This is a genomic window from Streptomyces flavochromogenes, assembly GCF_000717595.1.
Taxonomy (GTDB): domain Bacteria; phylum Actinomycetota; class Actinomycetes; order Streptomycetales; family Streptomycetaceae; genus Streptomyces; species Streptomyces flavochromogenes.
The window spans coordinates 44213-63329 of sequence record NZ_JNZO01000045.1 but is presented as its reverse complement, the minus strand read 5'-3'; the positions used below and the strand labels follow the sequence as shown (position 1 = coordinate 63329).

At 72.4% G+C, this 19117-nt stretch carries 20 protein-coding genes and 1 pseudogene; 11 read left to right on the top strand and 10 right to left on the bottom strand.

Annotated features, from left to right (window positions below; translation table 11 throughout):
* Positions 1–60 precede the first annotated feature (60 nt).
* Together IF00_RS0137515 and IF00_RS0137505 are read left to right on the top strand one after the other, a co-directional pair.
* Positions 61–888 carry a DeoR/GlpR family DNA-binding transcription regulator gene (locus IF00_RS0137515; protein ID WP_030326098.1) on the top strand — a complete coding sequence of 276 codons (828 nt, stop codon included), beginning with the start codon at positions 61–63 and terminating at the stop codon, positions 886–888.
* An 807-nt stretch (positions 889–1695) separates the two neighbouring features.
* On the top strand, positions 1696–2196 hold the full coding sequence (locus IF00_RS0137505) for an SRPBCC family protein (protein ID WP_030326094.1): 501 nt from the start codon (positions 1696–1698) through the stop codon (positions 2194–2196).
* Here the strand turns inward: IF00_RS0137505 and cds1 are convergent.
* Positions 2156–3298, bottom strand: a complete 1143-nt coding sequence (gene cds1, locus IF00_RS0137500; protein ID WP_030326092.1) for an L-cysteine desulfhydrase Cds1 — start codon at positions 3296–3298, stop codon at positions 2156–2158. The genes IF00_RS0137505 and cds1 overlap by 41 nt on opposite strands.
* A gap of 186 nt (positions 3299–3484) precedes the next feature.
* Here cds1 and IF00_RS0137495 point away from each other — a divergent pair, with 186 nt between their 5' ends.
* Positions 3485–3811: a hypothetical protein gene (locus IF00_RS0137495; RefSeq protein ID WP_030326090.1), complete on the top strand. Its 327-nt coding sequence runs from the start codon at positions 3485–3487 to the stop codon at positions 3809–3811.
* Between the two features lie 182 nt (positions 3812–3993).
* Entirely contained in the window at positions 3994–4632 is a 639-nt protein-coding gene (locus tag IF00_RS0137490; protein WP_030326088.1) for an ATP-binding protein, read from the top strand.
* Between the two features lie 35 nt (positions 4633–4667).
* Here IF00_RS0137490 and IF00_RS0137485 read toward each other — a convergent pair whose 3' ends face one another.
* Genes IF00_RS0137485 through IF00_RS0137475 form a run of 3 tightly spaced genes read right to left on the bottom strand, consistent with a single transcriptional unit; the run spans position 4668 to position 8391 of the window.
* Positions 4668–7235, bottom strand: coding sequence for an FtsX-like permease family protein (locus IF00_RS0137485; RefSeq protein WP_030326086.1), 2568 nt, complete (start codon positions 7233–7235; stop codon positions 4668–4670).
* The gene (locus tag IF00_RS0137480) at positions 7232–8095 is read right to left on the bottom strand and encodes an ABC transporter ATP-binding protein (protein ID WP_245234736.1); all 864 of its coding nucleotides are present in this window, start codon (positions 8093–8095) and stop codon (positions 7232–7234) included. Before IF00_RS0137480 ends, IF00_RS0137485 begins: the two co-directional genes overlap by 4 nt.
* On the bottom strand, positions 8092–8391 hold the full coding sequence (locus tag IF00_RS0137475; protein ID WP_030326083.1) for an SHOCT domain-containing protein: 300 nt from the start codon (positions 8389–8391) through the stop codon (positions 8092–8094). The genes IF00_RS0137480 and IF00_RS0137475 overlap by 4 nt, the downstream gene beginning before the upstream one ends.
* 52 nt (positions 8392–8443) lie before the next feature.
* Here IF00_RS0137475 and IF00_RS45880 point away from each other — a divergent pair, with 52 nt between their 5' ends.
* On the top strand, positions 8444–8827 hold the full coding sequence (locus IF00_RS45880) for a hypothetical protein (protein ID WP_158710564.1): 384 nt from the start codon (positions 8444–8446) through the stop codon (positions 8825–8827).
* 286 nt (positions 8828–9113) lie between these two features.
* On the opposite strand, the gene IF00_RS0137460 is transcribed toward IF00_RS45880, so the two are convergent.
* Positions 9114–9398 carry a hypothetical protein gene (locus IF00_RS0137460; RefSeq protein ID WP_030326078.1) on the bottom strand — a complete coding sequence of 95 codons (285 nt, stop codon included), beginning with the start codon at positions 9396–9398 and terminating at the stop codon, positions 9114–9116.
* Entirely contained in the window at positions 9398–9619 is a 222-nt protein-coding gene (locus IF00_RS0137455) for a hypothetical protein (protein ID WP_030326076.1), read from the bottom strand. Before IF00_RS0137455 ends, IF00_RS0137460 begins: the two co-directional genes overlap by 1 nt.
* Positions 9620–11072: 1453 nt before the next feature.
* On the opposite strand from IF00_RS0137455, the gene IF00_RS0137445 reads away from it, so the two are divergent.
* Positions 11073–11282, top strand: coding sequence for a hypothetical protein (locus IF00_RS0137445; RefSeq protein WP_030224074.1), 210 nt, complete (start codon positions 11073–11075; stop codon positions 11280–11282).
* A 52-nt stretch (positions 11283–11334) separates the two neighbouring features.
* Here the strand turns inward: IF00_RS0137445 and IF00_RS42980 are convergent, their stop codons facing one another.
* Complete coding sequence (locus tag IF00_RS42980; protein ID WP_030326074.1) at positions 11335–11760, bottom strand: hypothetical protein; 426 nt, start codon at positions 11758–11760, stop codon at positions 11335–11337.
* Positions 11761–12056: 296 nt separating this feature from the next.
* Here IF00_RS42980 and IF00_RS48145 point away from each other — a divergent pair.
* Positions 12057–12566 (top strand): annotated as a pseudogene (locus tag IF00_RS48145) (DUF4865 family protein); the annotation flags it as partial.
* A gap of 114 nt (positions 12567–12680) precedes the next feature.
* On the opposite strand, the gene IF00_RS0137425 reads toward IF00_RS48145, so the two are convergent.
* Positions 12681–13451, bottom strand: a complete 771-nt coding sequence (locus tag IF00_RS0137425) for an SAM-dependent methyltransferase (RefSeq protein WP_030326072.1) — start codon at positions 13449–13451, stop codon at positions 12681–12683.
* Positions 13452–13778: 327 nt separating this feature from the next.
* On the opposite strand from IF00_RS0137425, the gene IF00_RS0137420 reads away from it, so the two are divergent.
* Positions 13779–14444: a DUF4232 domain-containing protein gene (locus IF00_RS0137420; protein WP_030326070.1), complete on the top strand. Its 666-nt coding sequence runs from the start codon at positions 13779–13781 to the stop codon at positions 14442–14444.
* A 9-nt stretch (positions 14445–14453) separates the two neighbouring features.
* Positions 14454–14927 (top strand): SRPBCC family protein, encoded by a 474-nt coding sequence (locus IF00_RS0137415; RefSeq protein WP_030326069.1) that lies wholly within the window; start codon positions 14454–14456, stop codon positions 14925–14927.
* 22 nt (positions 14928–14949) lie between these two features.
* On the opposite strand, the gene IF00_RS0137410 is transcribed toward IF00_RS0137415, so the two are convergent.
* Positions 14950–16176, bottom strand: coding sequence for an ROK family protein (locus IF00_RS0137410; RefSeq protein WP_030326068.1), 1227 nt, complete (start codon positions 16174–16176; stop codon positions 14950–14952).
* A 347-nt stretch (positions 16177–16523) separates the two neighbouring features.
* Positions 16524–16757, bottom strand: coding sequence for a hypothetical protein (locus tag IF00_RS0137405; protein WP_051820824.1), 234 nt, complete (start codon positions 16755–16757; stop codon positions 16524–16526).
* A gap of 285 nt (positions 16758–17042) precedes the next feature.
* On the opposite strand from IF00_RS0137405, the gene IF00_RS0137400 reads away from it, so the two are divergent.
* Together IF00_RS0137400 and IF00_RS0137395 are read left to right on the top strand one after the other, a co-directional pair.
* On the top strand, positions 17043–18272 hold the full coding sequence (locus IF00_RS0137400; RefSeq protein ID WP_030326061.1) for an MFS transporter: 1230 nt from the start codon (positions 17043–17045) through the stop codon (positions 18270–18272).
* A gap of 59 nt (positions 18273–18331) precedes the next feature.
* Positions 18332–19084 carry a maleylpyruvate isomerase family mycothiol-dependent enzyme gene (locus IF00_RS0137395; protein WP_030326059.1) on the top strand — a complete coding sequence of 251 codons (753 nt, stop codon included), beginning with the start codon at positions 18332–18334 and terminating at the stop codon, positions 19082–19084.
* The last annotated feature ends 33 nt before the right edge of the window (positions 19085–19117 follow it).

The following is a 19117-nucleotide window of genomic DNA, read 5'->3' as shown; positions in this document are numbered from 1 at the left end:
CGTTCCTCACCGAATCCGACACCCATCCCCTTGTCTCCTGCGGAAGGACCGGCCCCGGCGGTGACTGACAACCAGAACCTCCTCGCGGAGCAGCGGCGTGCCCTGATCCTCGACGAGGTACGGCGGCGCGGCGGTGTACGGGTCAACGAGCTGACCCGGCGCCTCAGCGTCTCGGACATGACGATCCGTCGCGACCTGGACGCGCTGGCCCGGCAGGGCATGCTCGCGAAGGTGCACGGCGGGGCCGTTCCGGTGGTCGAGGCGAGTACCCACGAGCCGGGTTTCGAGGCCAAGTCGGTGCTCGAACCGAGTGCCAAGGACGAGATCGCCCGGACGGCGGCCGCGATGGTCGCGCCGGGCAGCGCGATCGCCCTGTCCGGCGGCACGACGACCTACGCCCTGGCCCGGCACCTGCTCGACGTGCCGGACCTGACCGTGGTGACGAACTCGGTCCGGGTCGCGGACGTGTTCCACGAGGCGCAACTGGCGGGCGGCGGCGCGGAGTCGCGGCGCGGGGCGGCCACGGTCGTCCTGACGGGAGGGGTGCGCACACCGTCCGACGCCCTGGTGGGGCCGGTGGCGGACCGGGCGGTCCGCTCGCTCCACTTCGACCTGCTGTTCCTCGGCGTGCACGGCATCTCGGTGGAGGCGGGTCTGTCGACGCCGAATCTGGCGGAGGCCGAGACGAACGGGTGCCTGATGCGGTCGGCGCGCCGGGTCGTCGCGGTGGCCGACCACACCAAGTGGGGGACGGTGGGCCTGAGTTCGTTCGCCGGTCTGGACGAGGTGGACACCTGGGTGACGGACCGGGGCCTGCCCGAGGACGTACGGGCCGAGGTGGCGGAGCACCTGCCGGGGCTCGTCGTGGCGGGCGAGGAGCAGGCGTGAGCCTCCTCCCCGGGGACCGGGCGTGACCCTCTTCCGGGTCGAGCGGACCGTGTCGCCGGCCCCGGACGAGGTGTGGCGGCGGCTCACGGACTGGCCGGCCCACGGCCGCCAGGTGCCGCTGACCCGGACGAGAGTGCTGACACCGGGCTCGAACCGGGCCGGGACCCGCTTCACGGCCCGTACCGGCATCGGCCCGCTGTCCTTCGACGACCCGATGGAGGTCGTGGTCTGGGAACCGCCGGGGGCGGGGTCGGACCGGTCGGGCGTCTGCCGCCTGGAGAAGTCCGGGCGGGTCGTCCGGGGTTGGGCGCTCGTCGAGGTGACGGAGATGCCGGACGGCGGAAGCCGGGTGGTGTGGACGGAGGAACTGTCCGTACGAGGCCTGCCGCGGGCCTTCGGAGGCCGGACCGTGGTCGGGCCCGCGGGCCGACACGACCTCGGTGGCCCGAGGTGGCCGGAGGGGTGCGAGGGCGGTGGACGGGCTGCTGCGGGGGGGGAGAGAGAACCTGTGGCCGACGGCCGAGGCCGGACCGTGGTCGGGCCCGCGGGCCGACACGACCTCGGTGGCCCGAGGTGGCCGGAGGGGTGCGAGGGCGGTGGCGAGCTCGGTGGCCTGACAGGTGCGCGGGCCGTGACGGCTTCAGCGGCCGGACCGACCCGCGGGCCGGCGGGCGGACCGGCACCGGGCCCGAGCGCGGTGCGGCGGAGTGAGCGGGGCCACCGTCCGCACCCCCTGTGCTGTTGACATTCCGTCAGCTAGGGTGCACTTCCGCTTCCGTCCTGTTCCACCTTGGGGAGGGTTGGTCCATGGCACGCCGACTGAGGCCGGTGGAGCTCGACTTCACCGCGTCCGCGCCCGTCCGTCTGGTCTTCACGGCGACGCTCGCCGCCCCGCCCCCGACCGTCTACCGGTCCCTCGCCGTGGAGGTGGGGAGCCTGCCCGCCTGGTTCACCGCGGTCACCTCCGCCGTCCCGTCGGGCGACGGGGCGGGCCGGACCGTCCGCCTCCGGGGCGGGATCGTCTTCGAGGAGACGATCCTCGCCGCCGAGCCCGACGCCCGGTACGCCTACCGGGTCGACACGACCAACGCCCCCGGCATGGCGGCCCTCGCGGAGGAGTGGACCCTCTCCCCCGTCGGCAGGGGCACCCGGCTGCGGTGGACGATGGCCGCCGACGGCGCCGCGCCGTTCCGGCTGGCGCTGCGCCTGGCGGGGCCGGGTGTGGGGCTGTCCTTCCGGGACGCCGCGCGCCGGCTCGACCGGCGGCTCACTCCGGCCAGGCCCCCGTCGCCAGGAACCGTTCGATAGCGGCGCTGTACGGGCCGATGTCCAGGCCCTGGGCGGCCAGCCATTCGTCGGAGTAGTACTTGTCCAGGTAGCGCTCTCCCCCGTCGCAGATCAGGGTGACGACGCTGCCGGTCCGCTCGTGGGCGACCATCTCGGCGATGATCTTGAAGGCGCTCCACAGGCCGGTGCCGGTGGAGCCGCCCGCCTTGCGGCCGATCGCCGCCTCCAGGGCGCGGACGGCGGCGACGCTCGCCGCGTCGGGGACCTTCATCATGCGGTCGATGGCGCCGGGCACGAAGCTCGGCTCCATCCGGGGGCGGCCGATGCCCTCGATCCGCGAACCGCAGTCGGCGGTGGCGTGCGGGTCGTGATGCGTCCAGCCGTCGAAGAAACAGGAGTTCTCGGGGTCGGCGACACAGATGCGGGTGTCGTGCTGCATGTAGTGGACGTAGCGGGCGATGGTCGCCGATGTGCCGCCGGTCCCCGCGGTGGCCACGATCCAGGCGGGCTCCGGATAGCGCTCCAGCCTCAGCTGCTGGTACATCGATTCGGCGATGTTGTTGTTGCCGCGCCAGTCGGTGGCCCGCTCCGCGTAGGTGAACTGGTCCATGTAGTGACCGCCCGTGCGCTCGGCGAGCGCGGCGGCTTCCTCGTACATCGTGCGCGAGTCGTCGACGAAGTGGCACTGCCCGCCGTGGAATTCGATCAGGCGGCACTTCTCGGGGCTGGTCGTGCGGGGCATCACGGAGATGAAGGGGACGCCGATGAGCTTCGCGAAGTACGCCTCGGAGACGGCGGTCGAGCCGCTGGAGGCCTCGATGACGGGCTTGCCGGGCCGGATCCAGCCGTTGCAGAGGCCGTACAGGAAGAGGGAGCGGGCGAGGCGGTGCTTGAGGCTGCCGGTGGGGTGGGTGGACTCGTCCTTGAGGTAGAGGTCGATGCCCCACTTCTCGGGGAGCGGGAAGCGCAGCAGATGCGTGTCGGCCGAGCGGTTGGAGTCCGCCTGGACCTTGCGGACGGCCTCCTTGAGCCAGGACCGGTACGCCGGATCGGTGCGGTCGACGTCGACAGTCACCGCCGCGGCGGTGGCACCGCTCTCCACACTGTTCTCGGTGGTGCTCATCCGCGCCTCTCCTCGATCACTTCCCCGGTACTCCCCCGCCGCCGACAATACCCCTCTCACCTGGGCAAACGTTTCCTTTGACTCTCCATAGGGATGACTTGCGGACGCCGTACGGAAGGGCCCCTGGTGCGGGCCGCGGCGGCCCGGCACACTGGGAGGGCAACCGGATGAAAGGGGCGGATCGGCATGTCGGAACCCGAGTTCAGTGCCAGGGGCGTACGGATCGCCCGCTGGCCGCGTTCACTGACACGCGCCGGCGAGGTGCGGATCGAGGACGGGCGGCTCGCCCTCCTCACGAGTTACGGCAGCGAGATCGACAGCGCGCCCGTGACGGCGGTCCGGGCGGGGCGCCCGTGGTTCGCGAAGCCCGACGAGGCGGTGGCCACCGTGAACGGCACGCGCTACCGGCTGACCCTCGACAAGGGCGGCGCCACCGGGGACGAAGGCCGCGGGGCGTCGGAGGAGTCGGGGCGGTTCCTGGCGGCGCTGAAGCGGGCGGCGGGACGGCGCTGAAGCGACGGCTCGGCGAGTCGCGGGTCGCCGTGAGTTGCGGGACGCTCACCACTGGCTCACCCTGGAACCACCTCACCGAGGGTTGACCGGTGGTGACAGTGCGCTCAGGTCGCCACCCTGCTGTACCGCATGTGAGATCCGAATCTTCGTCTTCTTCCGGACTACTTCGGGGAGTCGCAGCCGTGATCAGCGAGCCGAGCAGGTATTACGCGGTGGAGCTACACGCCCTGCCGTCGCGGATCGGACAGGTCCGCAGGATTGTTTCCGCGCATCTCCGTCATTGGCAGCTCGACGCTTTGATCGACCATGCCGTGCTCGGTGTCACCGAGCTTCTGACGAACGTCCACCGGCATGCCCAGCCGGACAAGCGGTGCACCGTCGAGATCGAGCTGCTGCTCGACCGTCTCACGGTCTCCGTCCGGGACCACGACCCCCGCATACCGGAGGCCGTCGGCTGCCCGGACCCGCTCGACGGGGGCGACGGGGGCGACGAGCTGGCCACGTCCGGTCGCGGCCTCGCCATCGTCGGAGCGGTCAGCGAGAGTTGGGGCGTCCGCCCGTGCGGGGCCGACGGGAAGGTGGTGTGGTTCACGCTCGCCGCGCCGACGCCCGCCGTCCCGGTCGAGACGCGTTCCTACGCCGTGCTGGGCACGGCGGCCGAGGGCCCGTTCCGCGAGTACGCGCCGTTCCCCGGCGTACCGCTCAGCGCCCCGGCCGAGCCTGCCCCCGCCCCCGCCCCGGCCCTCGCACCCGTGCTCGCGCCGGCCCCCGCCGTGCCCGTGGCCGCGGCTCGCCGGGTGCCGGCGGGCCGCACGGGCTGACGGGGCGGCCCGAGAGGGCCTGCCCCGGCCCTCCCTCACTCCGTGGCGATCGCCCGGAGGATCTCCAGACGGGCCGCCCGGCGCGCCGGGCGCAGCGCCGCCACAGCGCCGGCGAACAGACCCACCAGGGCCACCGTCGCCAGTTGCACCCCCGGTACGGCGAAGGCGAACGCGCTGTCGCCCGAGCCCTCCGAGGCACGGACCAGCACCCAGCCGAGGAAGCCGCCGAGGACGAGTCCGCCGAGCGTGCCGAACGCCGCCACCAGGACCGATTCCCAGCGGACCATGGCCCGCAGCTGCGCCCGCGTCTGACCGACGGCCCGCAACAGGCCCAGCTCACGCGTCCGTTCGTGGACGGACAGGGTCAGCGTGTTCGTGATGCCGAGCAGCGCGATCAGGACGGCGAGGGCGAGGAGCGCGTACACGAGGGTGAGCATCATGTCGATGCCTCCCGCCGAGGACTCCGCGTACTCCTCCCGGGTCTGCACCTCGGGCTGCCCGTAGCGCTCCGCGACCTCGGTCACGGCCGTCCTGCCCTCCTCGGTGCCGACCCCGTCCGCGAAGGAGACGGCGACCAGGGTGTCGGAGTCCTGGGTACGGTGCGGGGCCCAGGCCTCGCGGGTGACGAGGTAGTCGCCGGCCAGGTCGGAGCGTTCGTAGACCGCCCGGACGGTGAAGGTGTGCCGGGTGCCGTCCGTGAACGTGAGCTCGGTCGTCCGCCCGGGGGCCAGGCCCGCGGAGGCCGCCTCGTCGGCGGCGACGGCGAGCCCGTCCGTGCCGAGGCCGGTCAGGGACCCCCGTACCTCGCCCAGGTCGAGGGTCCGGGAGAGCGCGGCCGGGTCGGTGACGGTCAGGGCGCGGCCCTCGCCGTCCACCTCCGCCACCCCGCGCCCCAGGCCCACGGCGGTGTCGACCTCGGGCAGCGCGCCGACGGCCGGTGCGAGGCGCGGGCTGAGGCCCGCGCCGCCGGCGCCGAACGTGGCGCCGCTGATGGCCACGTCGCCCGCGAAGGAGCGGTCTACCGTGCGGTCCATGGTCGCCTTGAGGGAGGCGCCGAAGACCGTGAAGAGGGTGACCACCGCGACGCCGATCATCAGGGCGGTCGCGGTCGCTGCCGTACGCCCCGGGCTGCGCAGGGCGTTGCGGCGCGCGAGCCCGCGGTTGGCGCCGCGCAGGGGCCGGCCGAGGACCCGTACGGCGACCGACGCGGCCACCGGGCCGAGGACCACGAAGGCGGCGACGGCGAGCGCCGCGCCGGTCGCGGCGAGCCACAGCGAGGGGGTGCCGAGCACACCGGCGAGGACCGTGCCGACCGCGACGGCGAGCAGGACGCCGCCGGTCACCACGCGCGCGCGTGACGTGCCCGAGGCGTCCACCTGCGTCTCGCGGAGCGCGGCGAGCGGGGCCGTGCGCCCGGCCCGTACGGCGGGCAGGAGCGCCGAGCCCGCGCAGACCGCGAGGCCCACGGCGAGCGGCAGCACCAGGGAGGTGCCGGTCACGACCAGGTCGCCCTCGGGGAAGGGGAAGCCGATCGCGGGGAAGAGGGCCTGGAGGCCGGCCGCCACGCCGATGCCGGCGAGCAGTCCGGCGAGGGAGGCGAGCAGACCGACGGTCAGCGCCTCGGCCAGGGTGCCGACGACGACCTGTCGCCGGGCGGCGCCGATCGCGCGGAGCAGGGCGTTCTCGCGGGTCCGCTGGGCGACGAGCACGGCGAACGTGTTGTGGATGCTGAAGGCGGAGACGAGCACCGCGACGCCGCTGAAGACCAGCAGGAAGGTCGTGAAGAGGCTGAGGAAGCGGCCGGAGACCATCTCGGTGTTCTCCTCGGCGGCGCGCTGCCCGGTGATCGCCTCGACGTCGTCCGGGAGGGCGGGGGCGAGGGCGGCGACCAGTTCCTCCTGGGAGACGCCGGGCCCGGCCCGTACGGCGATGCTCGTCGCCTCGCCGGGGTGTGCCGTCAGATACCGCTCGGCGTCGGCGCGGGTGAGACCGGCCCAGGTGACCTGGCCCATGCCGTCCGCGCCGCCGAAGGTGGCGAGACCGACGACGGTGACGCGTACCGGGTCGGGGGTGCGAAGGACCGTCGTGTCGCCCAGGGCGAGACCCGCGGCCTTCGCGGCACCCCGGTTGACGACGGCCTCTCCGGGGGCGCTCGGCGCACGGCCTTCCGCGAGCCTGTACGGGTTGAGGGCCGGGTCGTCGATCCAGTTCCCGGCGAGGGTGGGCGGGCCCTTGCCGCCGACGGGGGTGCCGTCGGCGGCGAGGAGCTGGCCGGCGCCCTCGATCCGGGGCGCGGCGGCGGCGACCCCGGGCACGCGCGCGAGGCGCTCGGCGAGGTCCGCGTCGACGGGGCCGCGGGTGCCCTGGGCGTCGCCCGGGGCGATGACCGTGACGGCGCTGCGGACGACGGCGTCGGTGCCACGGCTCGCGCCGGTGAACATCGAGTCGAAACTCGCGCGCAGGGTGTCGCCCATGACGAGGGTGCCGGTGAGGAAGGCGACGCCGAGGAGGACGGCGACGAAGGTGCCGAGGAACCGGCGCCGGTGGGCGCCGAGGGAGGAGCGGGCGAGGCGGAGCGAGGCGGGGGCGGAGGGAGTTCTCACGGGGACACGCCCCCGGGGGTGAGGGCGGTCGGGTGACCGTCGGCCGACCGCGGGTCGTGGGTGTCGGCCGGGTGCCCGTCACCCGTTCGGGCCCCGGTTCCGGTCGCCGTCTCGAACGCCTTCATGCGGTCGAGGACGCGGTCGGCCGTGGGGGCCGTCATCCGGTCGACGAGCCGGCCGTCCGCGAGGAAGATCACCTCGTCGGCGTGGGCGGCGGCGACCGGGTCGTGGGTGACCATGACGACCGTACGGCCGGTCTCCCGCACCGTACGGCCGAGCAGGCGCAGGACCTCCTCGCCGGAGCGCGAGTCGAGGTTGCCGGTCGGTTCGTCGGCGAAGACGACGTCCGGGTCTCCGGCGAACGCGCGGGCGACGGCCACACGCTGCTGTTGTCCTCCGGAGAGCTCGCTCGGCCGGTGGTGGAGACGGTCCCGGAGCCCGACCGCGTCGACGATCCGGTCGAACCGCTCCCGGTCCACGGTGTGGCCGGCGAGGGCCGACGGCAGGGTGATGTTCTCGGCGACGGTGAGGGTCGGCAGCAGGTTGAAGGCCTGGAAGACGAAGCCGATCCGGTCGCGGCGCAGCAGCGTCAGACGGCGGTCGTCGAGCGTGGCGAGGTCGGTGTCGCCGAGCAGGGCGGCGCCGGACGTGAGGGTGTCGAGCCCGGCGGCGCAGTGCATCAGGGTGGACTTGCCGGAGCCCGAAGGGCCCATGACGGCCGTGAAGCGACCGACGGGGAAGTCGACGCTCACCCCGTCCAGGGCCCTGACCTCCGTGTCGCCGCGCCCGTAGACCTTGACGGCGTCGACGACTCGGACGGCGGCGGGCACGGTCCGGAGGCGCTTCTCGGTGGTGGTCATGCCCGGTGCCCCTTGGAGTCGGTACGGCGGCCGAACTGCTCTTCGAGGACGGTCAGCCGCCGCCAGTACTCGTCCTCGTCGATCTCCCCGGCGGCGAAACGGTGGCCGAGGAGGGCGATGGGCGAGCTGCCGTCCGGCCCCTCGGCCCGGCCGGGGCCGACGTCGCGCCACGGCCCGCGGCCGCGGCGCCATCCGGCGCGGCGGGCGATCGTGACGATGCCGACGATCACCGCCGCCCAGACGAGGGGGAAGAGAAGGACCCACGGGCCGGGGCCCGCGTGGGCGAGTGTGTTCATGAGGGTTCAGCTCCTCGGTGCGCCGTGATCGCCGCGCTGTGGTGGATGCGCCGTGATCGCCGCGCCGTGGTGGTCTTTTTCCGTGGTTCGAGGCTCCCTCCGGGCGGGGGCCCGGCGCGTCGTACGGGCAGCGGCATCGCGCGTACGACGGCGGGAGTACGGGGCGGCTCCGGCCCTGCTTCCCTTCTGTACCTACTGGTATGTACAGGTCCTCGTACCGGCGGGCGAAAATCGCGTGACCGGTCCGCCCGGTGTGCTCCGTACAGGCGATGACGCCGGGACGTTCGTAGCGAGCCACGAGATGGCGTCGAACAACGGCGTGACAACGGTCATGAACGCCGATGAGACGGAGCTCAACGTCTGTGCGGTGGTGATCAACGTCGTCAGGATGCTGCCGATGAGGACTCCAACGCTCGGCGCGCTTCCCTTGACGTAGTCGAGGAACCTCTCAAACGCTGGCGACCCCTTAAGGCTCCCCCACTTCGCGAACCGGTGATCGAGTCCGACCGCTTCGCGATGCCGTCCATGTGCGGTAGGAAGGCGTCGATCACTCCCGCCATGCCCTTCAGCACGTTCCCGAAAGCCACGCCGAAGCCGACGATCGCCGGCTCTACGTTCTCCTTCAGGTCTGCTTTGAGGCCCTTCCAGAACGGCGTCTTCATGCGCGGACGCCGTGTCCATGAGCGTCTGGACCGCGCTCGCGGCGCCGATGACTAGCGGTGTCAGGCCTGGAAGGGAGGCCTTCGCGCCGTCCACGCCTCGCGCGAAGATCGGGAGAACGTGACTCCGCCGTCAGCCAGGCTCACGTTCAGCTTCGGCATCGCCTTGAAGGCGGCAACCTGCCGGACAATCGCGTCTGCCATGCGGTCACCGAGGATGCGGCCGGCCTGTTGGCCGACCTGTTCCGCAGCGGGAATGACGACCCGCTCCATGTGACGGTGGAAGGTCGGCGCGATGGGCACGACCTCGACGCCGACACTGCCCACAATGTCGTGGTCGACGGCCATCAGACGATCTTCGTCGGCTGCGCGCGCCCGTTCAGGACGGCATCCAGAGTGAACATCTGCTTGGACTCCCACTCAGTGCGCGGCGACCATGGCGTCCGCACGAGTGCGAGGGCGTACTCCGCCCACATCCGGCAGAGGATGGAGCAATACGGATCGATGACGATGTCACCCGTGGTCGTCATCGTCGGCATCGGCGCGAAGCGCAGTTCGGCCGTGCGCACTTGGTCGGGTCAGTCATGGGGGGTACCTCTCGCTGTGGGCATGCAAAAGGCCCACAGCGGCACGCTGGGGCCTTCGGGTTGGGGGCAGTCAGGCTGTTCTGCAGTGGCGGCGCTTTGCGGCGGGGCCTGGTCCGGCGATGTCACCTCCTGTGTGCTTCCAGCCGGTATGCTCGTGGCCACCGGTTCGTGGGATCTCAGTTGGGATACCCGCCTTCAGGTGCGCCACTCGACCCGTACGACGGCTGAAGACAAGCTGCACCAGCTTGTCTCTGATCTGCAGCGCACCCAAGTGCTCAGGAAGTACACGAAGTTCATCGTGCGTCCAAGCCTGCTGTGGCAGACGTCGTTTCCATGCCAATCTCAACACGGCGCTTGGCGCCATCTTCGGCTTGCTCAGTCTGCTTGTAGCTGTCGCGGTAGCTGTCAAGGAGTTCACAGGCGGGAGCTAGCCTCTACGCCGTCAGCGTGTTCACCACCGCGGAGATGTCCGCGAGGATCGACGGGCAGGAGCCATGCCGGCGGCCCGTCATTGCGATGGACCGGCCGGTCCCGTAGATCTCCACGGCCGTACCGTCAGGGCGTCGGATGCAGTGTCCCTGCCGGACGTCCGCGCGGCCCCAGATATGCAGTCCATCGCCGGACGGGGACACCTCTACGTAGGCGGTGCCCGCATCGCGCACGATAGCTGCGGCCCACGGCGTCAGACGGCCCGTGAGCGGGTTCAAACGGTGGTCCAGGTCGATGCAGACGATGTCGTCGACGTCGCTGAGGACGAAACCTAGACCGGCGCCGGCCGTCGAAGTGGCGGCGTCCTTGTACGTGCTCCACGTCGCAGAGTCTGTTACGGCAGCGAGGAGAACAGGTGCGTGCGTGAGAGCGCGCCAGGAGCGGCAGCTCAGTGGGGCACATTGCACACGTCCTCTTCATGGGTTCATCGCAGTAGGGGCGCGTCACACTTTCAAGCCTCCCACCTGCGTGTTTCATGACGTCAGCCATGCCGGCGAGTCACGCTTTCAGGGCAGGGTCGACGCTCAGCGCCCCCTAGAAGGGGCTGTGCGGGCGCCTCCAGGCCTACTGCCAGGCAAGTCCGCGCGGGCCCGCTCGTTCAGATCCCCCAGACCCGTACACGGGGAGCGCACCAGCACTTGTACGGTCTCCCCATCTGCCCCACCCCGGGTCACCCCCCTGCCACCTGTAGCCCCTGCGTCGCCGAACAATGTCTACTTGCAGGGTAGTTGGCCGTGCTGTAGCTTGATCGGCGCGTGTACCGGCTGGAAACCTACACACGCGCCTGACCCTTCCCGAATCCGAAAAGGACGAACTGATCGTATTTGGCCTCGCTGTGACGGCGTAGGCCCAGGAGCCGCCTTGTCGGCTCCTAGCTGGAGACCACACCGACAGGTGAGTCATGTCTCCATGCAGTACGCATCAGTGACACTCGGGAGGAAACAGCGTGACGTCCAGCGGCACCACCACTATCTGTGCGCACCCGGTTCGCGACATCATCATCGTGATGCTCGTCGGTGCGGTGGTCGGCCTTCTTTCCTTTATCGTCGTCACCGAACTTGGTGGCACCGTTCTTGACGGCCTCACCAAGGCGGGGACTGCGTGCCTCGCGGTTACGGGTGCGGGCCTTATCGTGCTCCAGTACCTCAAGCGTTGACGTCTTCGGAAGGGGCGGCCCCAAGGGTTGCCCCTCCGAGGTGCGGAGTCCCTCAGCGCTCCATGCTGTAGCCACTCTCGGCGAACGGGTTGCGGTTTCCGGTCGGCATCGGTTTCTTCTCGGGCCCCTTGCCGTCCTCGTCGAGCCCGTGACGCTCGCGGTAGAGGGCGGCGCCAGCACTGAAGCCCCCTCGTCCACCCGAGCTCGCCACATCGACTCCGCGGGGACCGCCGGAACGGTAGACCGGGGCGGGCGGCTCAGGGGTGCCGAAGGCTTCGAGGAACGCCGCAGCGTCCGTCTGGAGTTCCTCGTCAGTCTCGCCGCGCAGGAACGCGCGCATGGGCGGAGTCAGCCCATGCGCCTCGCCGGCCGCGAGCTGTTCGGGGGTGTGGGTTCGTTCATGGTTGTTGCCTCTCCTACTGATGCGCAGGAATATCCGCTCGCGCGGGCTGTAGTCGACGACGGAGTCGTCGGGCACGCCCTGACGTCATGGCGCGCAGGATGTCGTCAGGGACGCCGTCGGACGTGATGCCCGCCGCTTCGAAGTCGCCCTTCTCGCGGAGCTCCTGGAGACGGTGACCGTCGCCAGGGGGCCTCAGGATGTCGAACTGAGCCTGACGGATGTTGCGCAGCGCTCCCAGCATGTCCGTGAGCGTCTTCCACGCCGCAGGAGCCTTACCGCCACGCTGGATAGCCTCCTCCGCGGACCGGGCGCCTTCATGGCATAGACGGCGGCCATGAGCGCGAGGCCCACGAGGGTGAGCAAGAACCAGGATTCCGTCACCACGAGACCCAGCAGCAAGCCGCCAAGGAGCAGCAGAGTGCCGATGGTCTCCAGCATGTCGAGACGGCTTCCCCGGGCTCGGCCTGACGGCGTACCTGGTGCGGGAGCGTGGGGACGCGTCGCCGGTCAACCAGTGCGCGCCGTTCTGTCTGTGGGCCACTCCCGAGGGCATGATCTCCTTCCTCTGGGGCCCGGGTTTCCAGGGCATCGTGAACGACTTCGGCCGACCCGTGGTGCAGCACTGGACCGGCCTGTCGTACGAGGAGGGGCCCGCATCCGGTTCGGCGCCGGGCACCGCGACGCGTCGCAGGACCCCGCTCGGGGAGGGGGCGCCCCCGGCGACGCGGTGGCGGACGCCGTGGCCCGGCACGCGCGCGAGGCACGTCGGGACGGGTGGTGGCCTCCGCTCTGGCGGTCGATCCGCGCCACTGGGAACTGCTCACGTCACCTTGTGGGCCGACGCGGAAGCACCCGCCGACGAGGGCGAGCGCTTCCGGGTCCTGCATCTGTCCGCGCCGGGGCCGGGGCGGTTGGGGGCGGGGCGGCACTGGTGAGCCGGGGCCCGTCGGCCCCGGCTCGGCCGGCCGGGGCCCGGTGGCCCGCTGCCTGACGGTTCAGGCCACGGCGACGAGCGTCAGGTACGCCATGCCGAGGACGCGCCGGTAGCCGTTCACCCACGTCGAGCGCTGCCGGTCGACGCGCTCCCGGGTCTCGGCGGCGAGCGGGTGGCCGGGGTGGGCGGCGAGCCAGAGCTCGGTGTCGTACCGGTAGCCCGACTCGAACTCCTCCCACTCCTCGGCGGTCGCCGTCTCGATCCACGCGGGCCGGAATCCCGCCTCGATCGCGAGGTCGACGAGGGCGCCGAGGGACGTGTGGTCCCCCTCGTCGGCGCCCGGCCACATCCCGGCCAGTTCCTCGTCCGTGGGAGTGCGGTCCCAGAAGCACTCCCCGAGCACGACATGCCCTCCGGGCCTGACGAGACGGCGGAGTTCGCTCAGGGCCGCGGAGAGGTCGTGCGGCTGCTCGGGGTCGCAGAGGGCCTGGCTCGATCCGTGGCAGAGGACCACGTCGACGGGTCCCCGGCCGGTACCGAACGCCGACTCCTCGACGAACTCGACGCGGTCGCCGAGGCCACGGGCCTCGGCCAGGGCCCGGCCGCGGGCCAGGTCCTCGCCGTTGATGTCGATTCCCGCACCCTTGGCCGCCGGCACGGCCTCGACGACGCGGAGCAGCAACTCGCCCCAGCCGCAGCCGATGTCGAGCACATCGGCGGGCCCGATGGCGGCGAGCCGCTCGACCATGCGGGTCGCGCGGGCCTCGGAGAGCGGACTGTGGAAGGTGAGGCTGCCAAGACGCGGAGGAAGATCATGATCAGAAATGGTCATGAGGCGGAACGGTACGTCGTCCGCCCGGCTCCGGCCAGGGCTTTCCGGCCGGTGGGGGCGCGCGTCGGGATGCGTCCCGCCGACGCCGGTCGGGGGTGCGCCCCGCCCGCGTCGGGGATGCGTCGTGCCGACGTCGGGGATTCGTCGTCGACGCCGAGGGTTCGCCGCGCCGACGTCGTGGTGATTTCGGCAAGCCGCCGTCACCAAGCCGTGAAGTTTCTTCGGGACCCTGGACTTCGGACCGGCCGAGCCCGGACCGGGTCAGATCGGATCTGATCAGTTCGTTCAGTACCGCGCCGTGCGCGCTTCTCATCGGGGGACACCATCATGAGCACCGTCCGCAGATCCGCCGTCGTCCTCGTCGCCCTCGCCGCGGTCGCGCTGACCGCCTGCGGTCCCGCCGAGGACGGGGCGGCAGGTGGCCCCGAAGCGCCGTCGGCGACTCCGTCGAAGTCCGTGACGCCGACGGACGCACCGACGAAGGCCCCCACGGCCGCGCCGACCGACGCCCCGAAGGTCACCCCCACGAAGCCCCCGGCCCCCTCGAAGCCCGCGACGCCGTCGGTGGACCCCGACTACGACGTGTTCCCGTGCAGCACCTTCGACGTGACCTTCACCGCGACACTGGCGGAGCCCACGACCAGCAGCTACCTGCTGAAGATCACCAACAGGGGCGGCAAGCCCTGCCGGGCCCTGGGACACCCGGTCGTCACCTTCGGCGACCTCGACGGACAGGCCGTCGAGCGGGGTCCGGCCCCCGGGATCGAGGACGCGATCCGGCTCGCACCGGGGCAGTCGGCGTACGCGGGACTCATGGGCGGCCTCAAGGACGGCAAGGGTACGACCGTCCACTCGATCGCGATGACGATGACCACCGACTCCGACCTGGAGCAGAAGCCGCTCAAGGCCTCGACCCCCGGCCTGTACGTGTCGCCGGACAAGAACTCGGTGACCGCCTGGATGACGAACGCGGAGGACGCCCTCAGCCTCTAGCCTGGAGACGTGTACACCACGCGCGTGTCCCGCCATGTCGACGCCCCGCCCTCGGCCGTCTACCGGGCCCTCCTGGACCCGGAGGCGGTCGCGCGCTGGCGCGTGCCGTACGGAATGACCTGCGAGGTCCACGAGTTCGACGCCCGCGAGGGGGGAACCTTCCGGGTCTCCCTCACCTACGACAGCGCGGACGGCACCGGCAAGTCGGGGGCCCGTACGGACACGTACCACGGACGCTTCGTGGAGCTGCTTCCCGACGAACGCGTCGTCGAGATCACCGAGTTCGAGACCCCGGACCCGGGGCTCCAGGGCCCCATGACCCTCACCACGACCCTGATCGCCCTGGAGGGCGGCACGGAGGTGGTCCTCGTCCACGAAGGGGTGCCCGACGGCGTCCCCGCCGCCGACAACGAGGCCGGGACGCGGACGGCCCTGGATCGGTTGGCCGCGCTGGCCGAGGGGCGACCCGACCCGCAGGCGTGACGCCGCCGGTCGGGGCGAGCGGTCAGACCGGCTCGCGGCTCAGCGCCGCCAGCGGGTCGTCCAGGACCGGCTGCCACGCCAGCTCAGCGGCGCCGACGAGGCTGTTGTGGTCCAGGGTGCAGGGGAGGATCGGCACTCCGCCGCTGCGGCCCCAGAGGCTGCGGTCGGCGACCACCGCGCGCAGACGCTCCGGGTCCGCGTCGAGGAGCTCGCGGTGGAGGCCGCCGAGGATGATCCGGTCCGGGTTGAGGATGTTCACCAGGCCCGCGAGGCCGAGGCCCAGACGGTCGATCAGCTCCCCCACCGCGACCCGTACGCCCGGGTCGTCGGGGCTCGTGCGCAGCAGGTCCCGGGCCTGCTGGAGCAGGGACAGCTCGGGGCCGGGGGCGCGGCCGGCGGCCGTGAGGAAGGCGAGCGGGTCGGTCTCCACGTCCAGGCAGCCACGGCTGCCGCAGTGGCAGGCGCGGCCCTCCGGGTTCACCGTGAGGTGGCCGACCTCCAGAGCCAGGCCCGCGCTGCCGGTGTGGAGGCGCCCGTCCAGGACGAGCGCGCCGCCGACGCCGCGGTGGCCGGTGGCCACGCAGAGCAGGTCGCGGGCGCCGCGGCCGGCGCCGTGGCGGTGCTCGGCCAGGGCTGCGAGGTTCACGTCGTTGCCGGTGAAGGCGGGGCCGTCGATGCCGGCGGCCCGTACCCGCTCGGCGAAGATCTCCCGGACCTGCGCACCGGCGGGCCAGGCGAGGTGCAGCGGGTTCAGCGCGGTGCCCTCGGGCTCCGCCACGGCCGAAGGGGCGGCGAGGCCCGCGCCGACACAGCGGCGGCCGCTCTCCCTGAGCAGGGCGACTCCGGCCTCGACGACCTCGCCGAGGACCTGGGCCGGGTCGGCGGAGACGGTGACGCAGCCGGGGACGGTGGCCACGATGGTGCCGCCGAGGCCGACGAGTGCGGCGCGGAAGCCGTCGGCGTGGACCTGGGCGGCGAGGGCGACGGGGCCCTTCTCGTCGACGGCGAGACGGTGGGAGGGGCGGCCCTGGGAGCCCGCGGCGGCGCCGGGGTTGGAGTCCACGCGGATGAGGCCGAGGGCCTCCAGTTCCGCGGCGACCGCGCCGGCGGTGGCGCGGGTGACGCCGAGCTCGGCGGTGAGGACGGCCCTGGTGGGCGCCCTGCCGGTGTGCACCAGCTCCAGTGCGGGGCCGAGCGCGTTGCGCCCCCTGTCCAGCCGTGTCCGGATCGTCGTCGCCTTGCCGTTCATGGGGGCGAGTCTCCCATGATCGGGGGGTGGGGTGTCCCCGGGGCGTCTCCCTTGGGGACGGGGGCGGGGGTGTCTCGCCGCCGGTGATGGGGAGTGTCTCTCCGCCGGGCCGTCGGGAGTGTCTCCGCCTCGCGTCGGGGGCCCGGGTCGACGCAGACGTGGGGACGTTCCGGGACCGTCTGCGGGACACCCCTCCGCCGGGTGGCCGGACGGGTCTCTCTGTCGGGTGGCCGGAAGGGTCCCTCCGTCGGTCCGGACGTGCTCCCGTACGGCGTCGGCCGGCCCGCCGTGCCGCCCTGGCCTCGGGCGAGGCCGCGTCCTCGCCCGAGGCAGGGAGTGACGTCGGATCAGTGAGCGCCGAGGAACGCGCCCTCCGGGCCCTTCTCCCAGCCCTTCTCCGAACACGAGCCGGTGAAGATCGTTCCGTACACGGCCGGGACGCCGGCCACCGCGCAGTGCGAGCTGAAGCCCGCGCCACCGGCGGAGAAGTACCCCGCACCGAATCCGTCGTTGGCGAGCGCGGAACCGGCGCCGCCCAGCAGGATGCCCACGGCCAGGACAGACGCGGCGAGAGAACGCATGACTACTCCTCAAGATCTCGGAATGACGTGCCGGAAGGTGCCCGTCTGCCGGTCAAACGCCCCGGGAAAAGCCGAGACACGGCGTCTCACTCCAATGCCGGGCAGCCCGATCCCGGGGTCACGCGTGCGCAGAAACGATGCTCTCCAGCCACCCGTTGGGGATCACCCTCACCGCGATGACCTGGTCTTTGTCACCCGTACAGCCTGCACGGCAGCGGGCATCACACTGCGGGACCCCCCGCCGCTCGCTTGATTGCGGCCAGGGGATCCCCCTATCCTGAGTTTGTGCCGCTACTAAACAAAGTACGGACGGTCGTTCCGGGGGGCCCCGGCGGAGACACCGCCACGCACTCCCTGTCCCGCCTCCGCGTCGCCCTGACCCTCTTCTTCGCTCTCGACGGTTTCCTGTTCGCCGGCTGGGTCGTCCGGATCCCCGCCGTCAAGCAGCAGACCGGTGCCTCGGCCGGTGACCTCGGCCTCGCCCTCCTCGGGGTGTCCGCCGGCGCCGTCGTCACCATGACGCTGACCGGGCGACTCTGCCGTCGCCACGGCTCCCACGTCGTCACCGTCGCCACCGCCGTACTCCTGTCGCTGTCGGTCGCTCTGCCGGCGCTCACCCGGTCACCGCTCGCCCTCGGCCTCGTCCTGCTCGTGTTCGGGGCCGCGTACGGCGGGATCAACGTCGCCATGAACAGCGCCGCCGTGGACCTCGTGACCGCGCTCCGGCGCCCGGTGATGCCCAGCTTCCACGCCGCGTTCAGCCTCGGCGGCATGATCGGCGCGGGACTCGGTGGACTGCTCGCCGGGGGCCTGTCCCCGACCGCCCATCTGCTGGGTCTCACCGGGGTCGGCCTCGTGCTCACCGCCGTCGCCGGGCCCGTACTCCTGCGTCACCCCTCCCCCGCCCCGGCGCCCGAATCCCTGGCGCCGGCAGCCGGCGCGAAGGGCGGACCGTCCGGCGGGTCGCGGCGCATCGTCCTGGTCTTCGGCGTGATCGCCCTCTGTACGGCGTACGGCGAAGGCGCGCTCGCCGACTGGGGCGCCCTCCACCTGGAGCAGGACCTCGGCGCGCACCCGGGGGTGGCCGCCGCCGGGTACTCCGTGTTCGCGCTGACCATGACCGCGGGGCGCCTCTCCGGCACCGCCCTGCTCGAACGTCTCGGCCAGACCCGGACCCTGGTCCTCGGTGGCGCCACTGCCGCCGCCGGCATGCTGCTCGGCGCGCTCGCGCCGAGCATCTGGGCCACCCTGCTCGGCTTCGCGATCACCGGTCTCGGGCTCGCCAACATCTTCCCCGTCGCCGTGGCCCGCGCCGGCGCCGTCGCCGGCCCCGGCGGGGTGGCGACGGCGTCCACGCTCGGTTACGGGGGCATGCTGCTCGGTCCGCCGTCCATCGGGTTCCTCGCCGACTGGTTCTCCCTGCCGGTGGCGCTCACGACCGTCGCCGTACTCGCGGCCGGTGCCGCCGCCATGGGGTACTGGGCACGGAACGCCGGATCATCTCGGGTGAGTTGAGTCCCCGGCGTGCCTGCGGCTGCGAGAATCCCCCCATGGACACGTCGCATGGGGGAACGCTGAAGGTCGTCGACCACGTCGACGCCCTGGAGACCGCCGGCCGGGCCCTCGCCGCGGCGGCGGCCGAGGCCGGGCCCGACGCGGAGGTGCCGACCTGTCCGGGGTGGCGGGTTCGGGACCTCCTCCGGCACACCTCGATGGTGCACCGCTGGGCCACGGATCTCGTGGTCCACGCGCGCACCGCGTATCAGCCGGGCACCGGCGAGACCTCGCTCGACGGCGACGAGCTCCTGACCTACTTCAGGGAGGGCCACGCGGGCCTGGTCGCCGCCCTGCGGGCGGCGCCGGAGTCGCTGGAGTGCTGGACCTTCCTGCCCGCACCCTCGCCGCTCGCCTTCTGGGCGCGACGGCAGGCGCACGAGACCACCGTCCACCGCGCGGACGCCGAGTCGGCGCTCGCGGCGGGGCCGCGGCCGGTGGAGCCGTCGGTCGCGGTCGACGGCATCGACGAGCTGCTGTTCCAGTTCCACGGCCGGAACCGCAGCCGGGTGCGGACGACCGGGCCCCGGACCCTGCGGATGCGGGCCACCGACACGGGTGATGTGTGGACCGTGCGGCTTTCGGCGACCGAGCCGCCCCGGACCGAGCGGGACGGTCGGGCGTCGGGGCCGGTGGACACCGAGCTCGTCGGGGCCGCCGACCGGCTGTACCTCGTCCTGTGGAACCGGCTGCCCTTCGACGCCGTGACGCTCACCGGGGACGAGGAGCCGGCACGGGTGTGGCGCGAGACCTCCGGGGTCACCTGGTCCTGAACCCGGGACCGCCCGGACCGTCCCGTCCAGCAT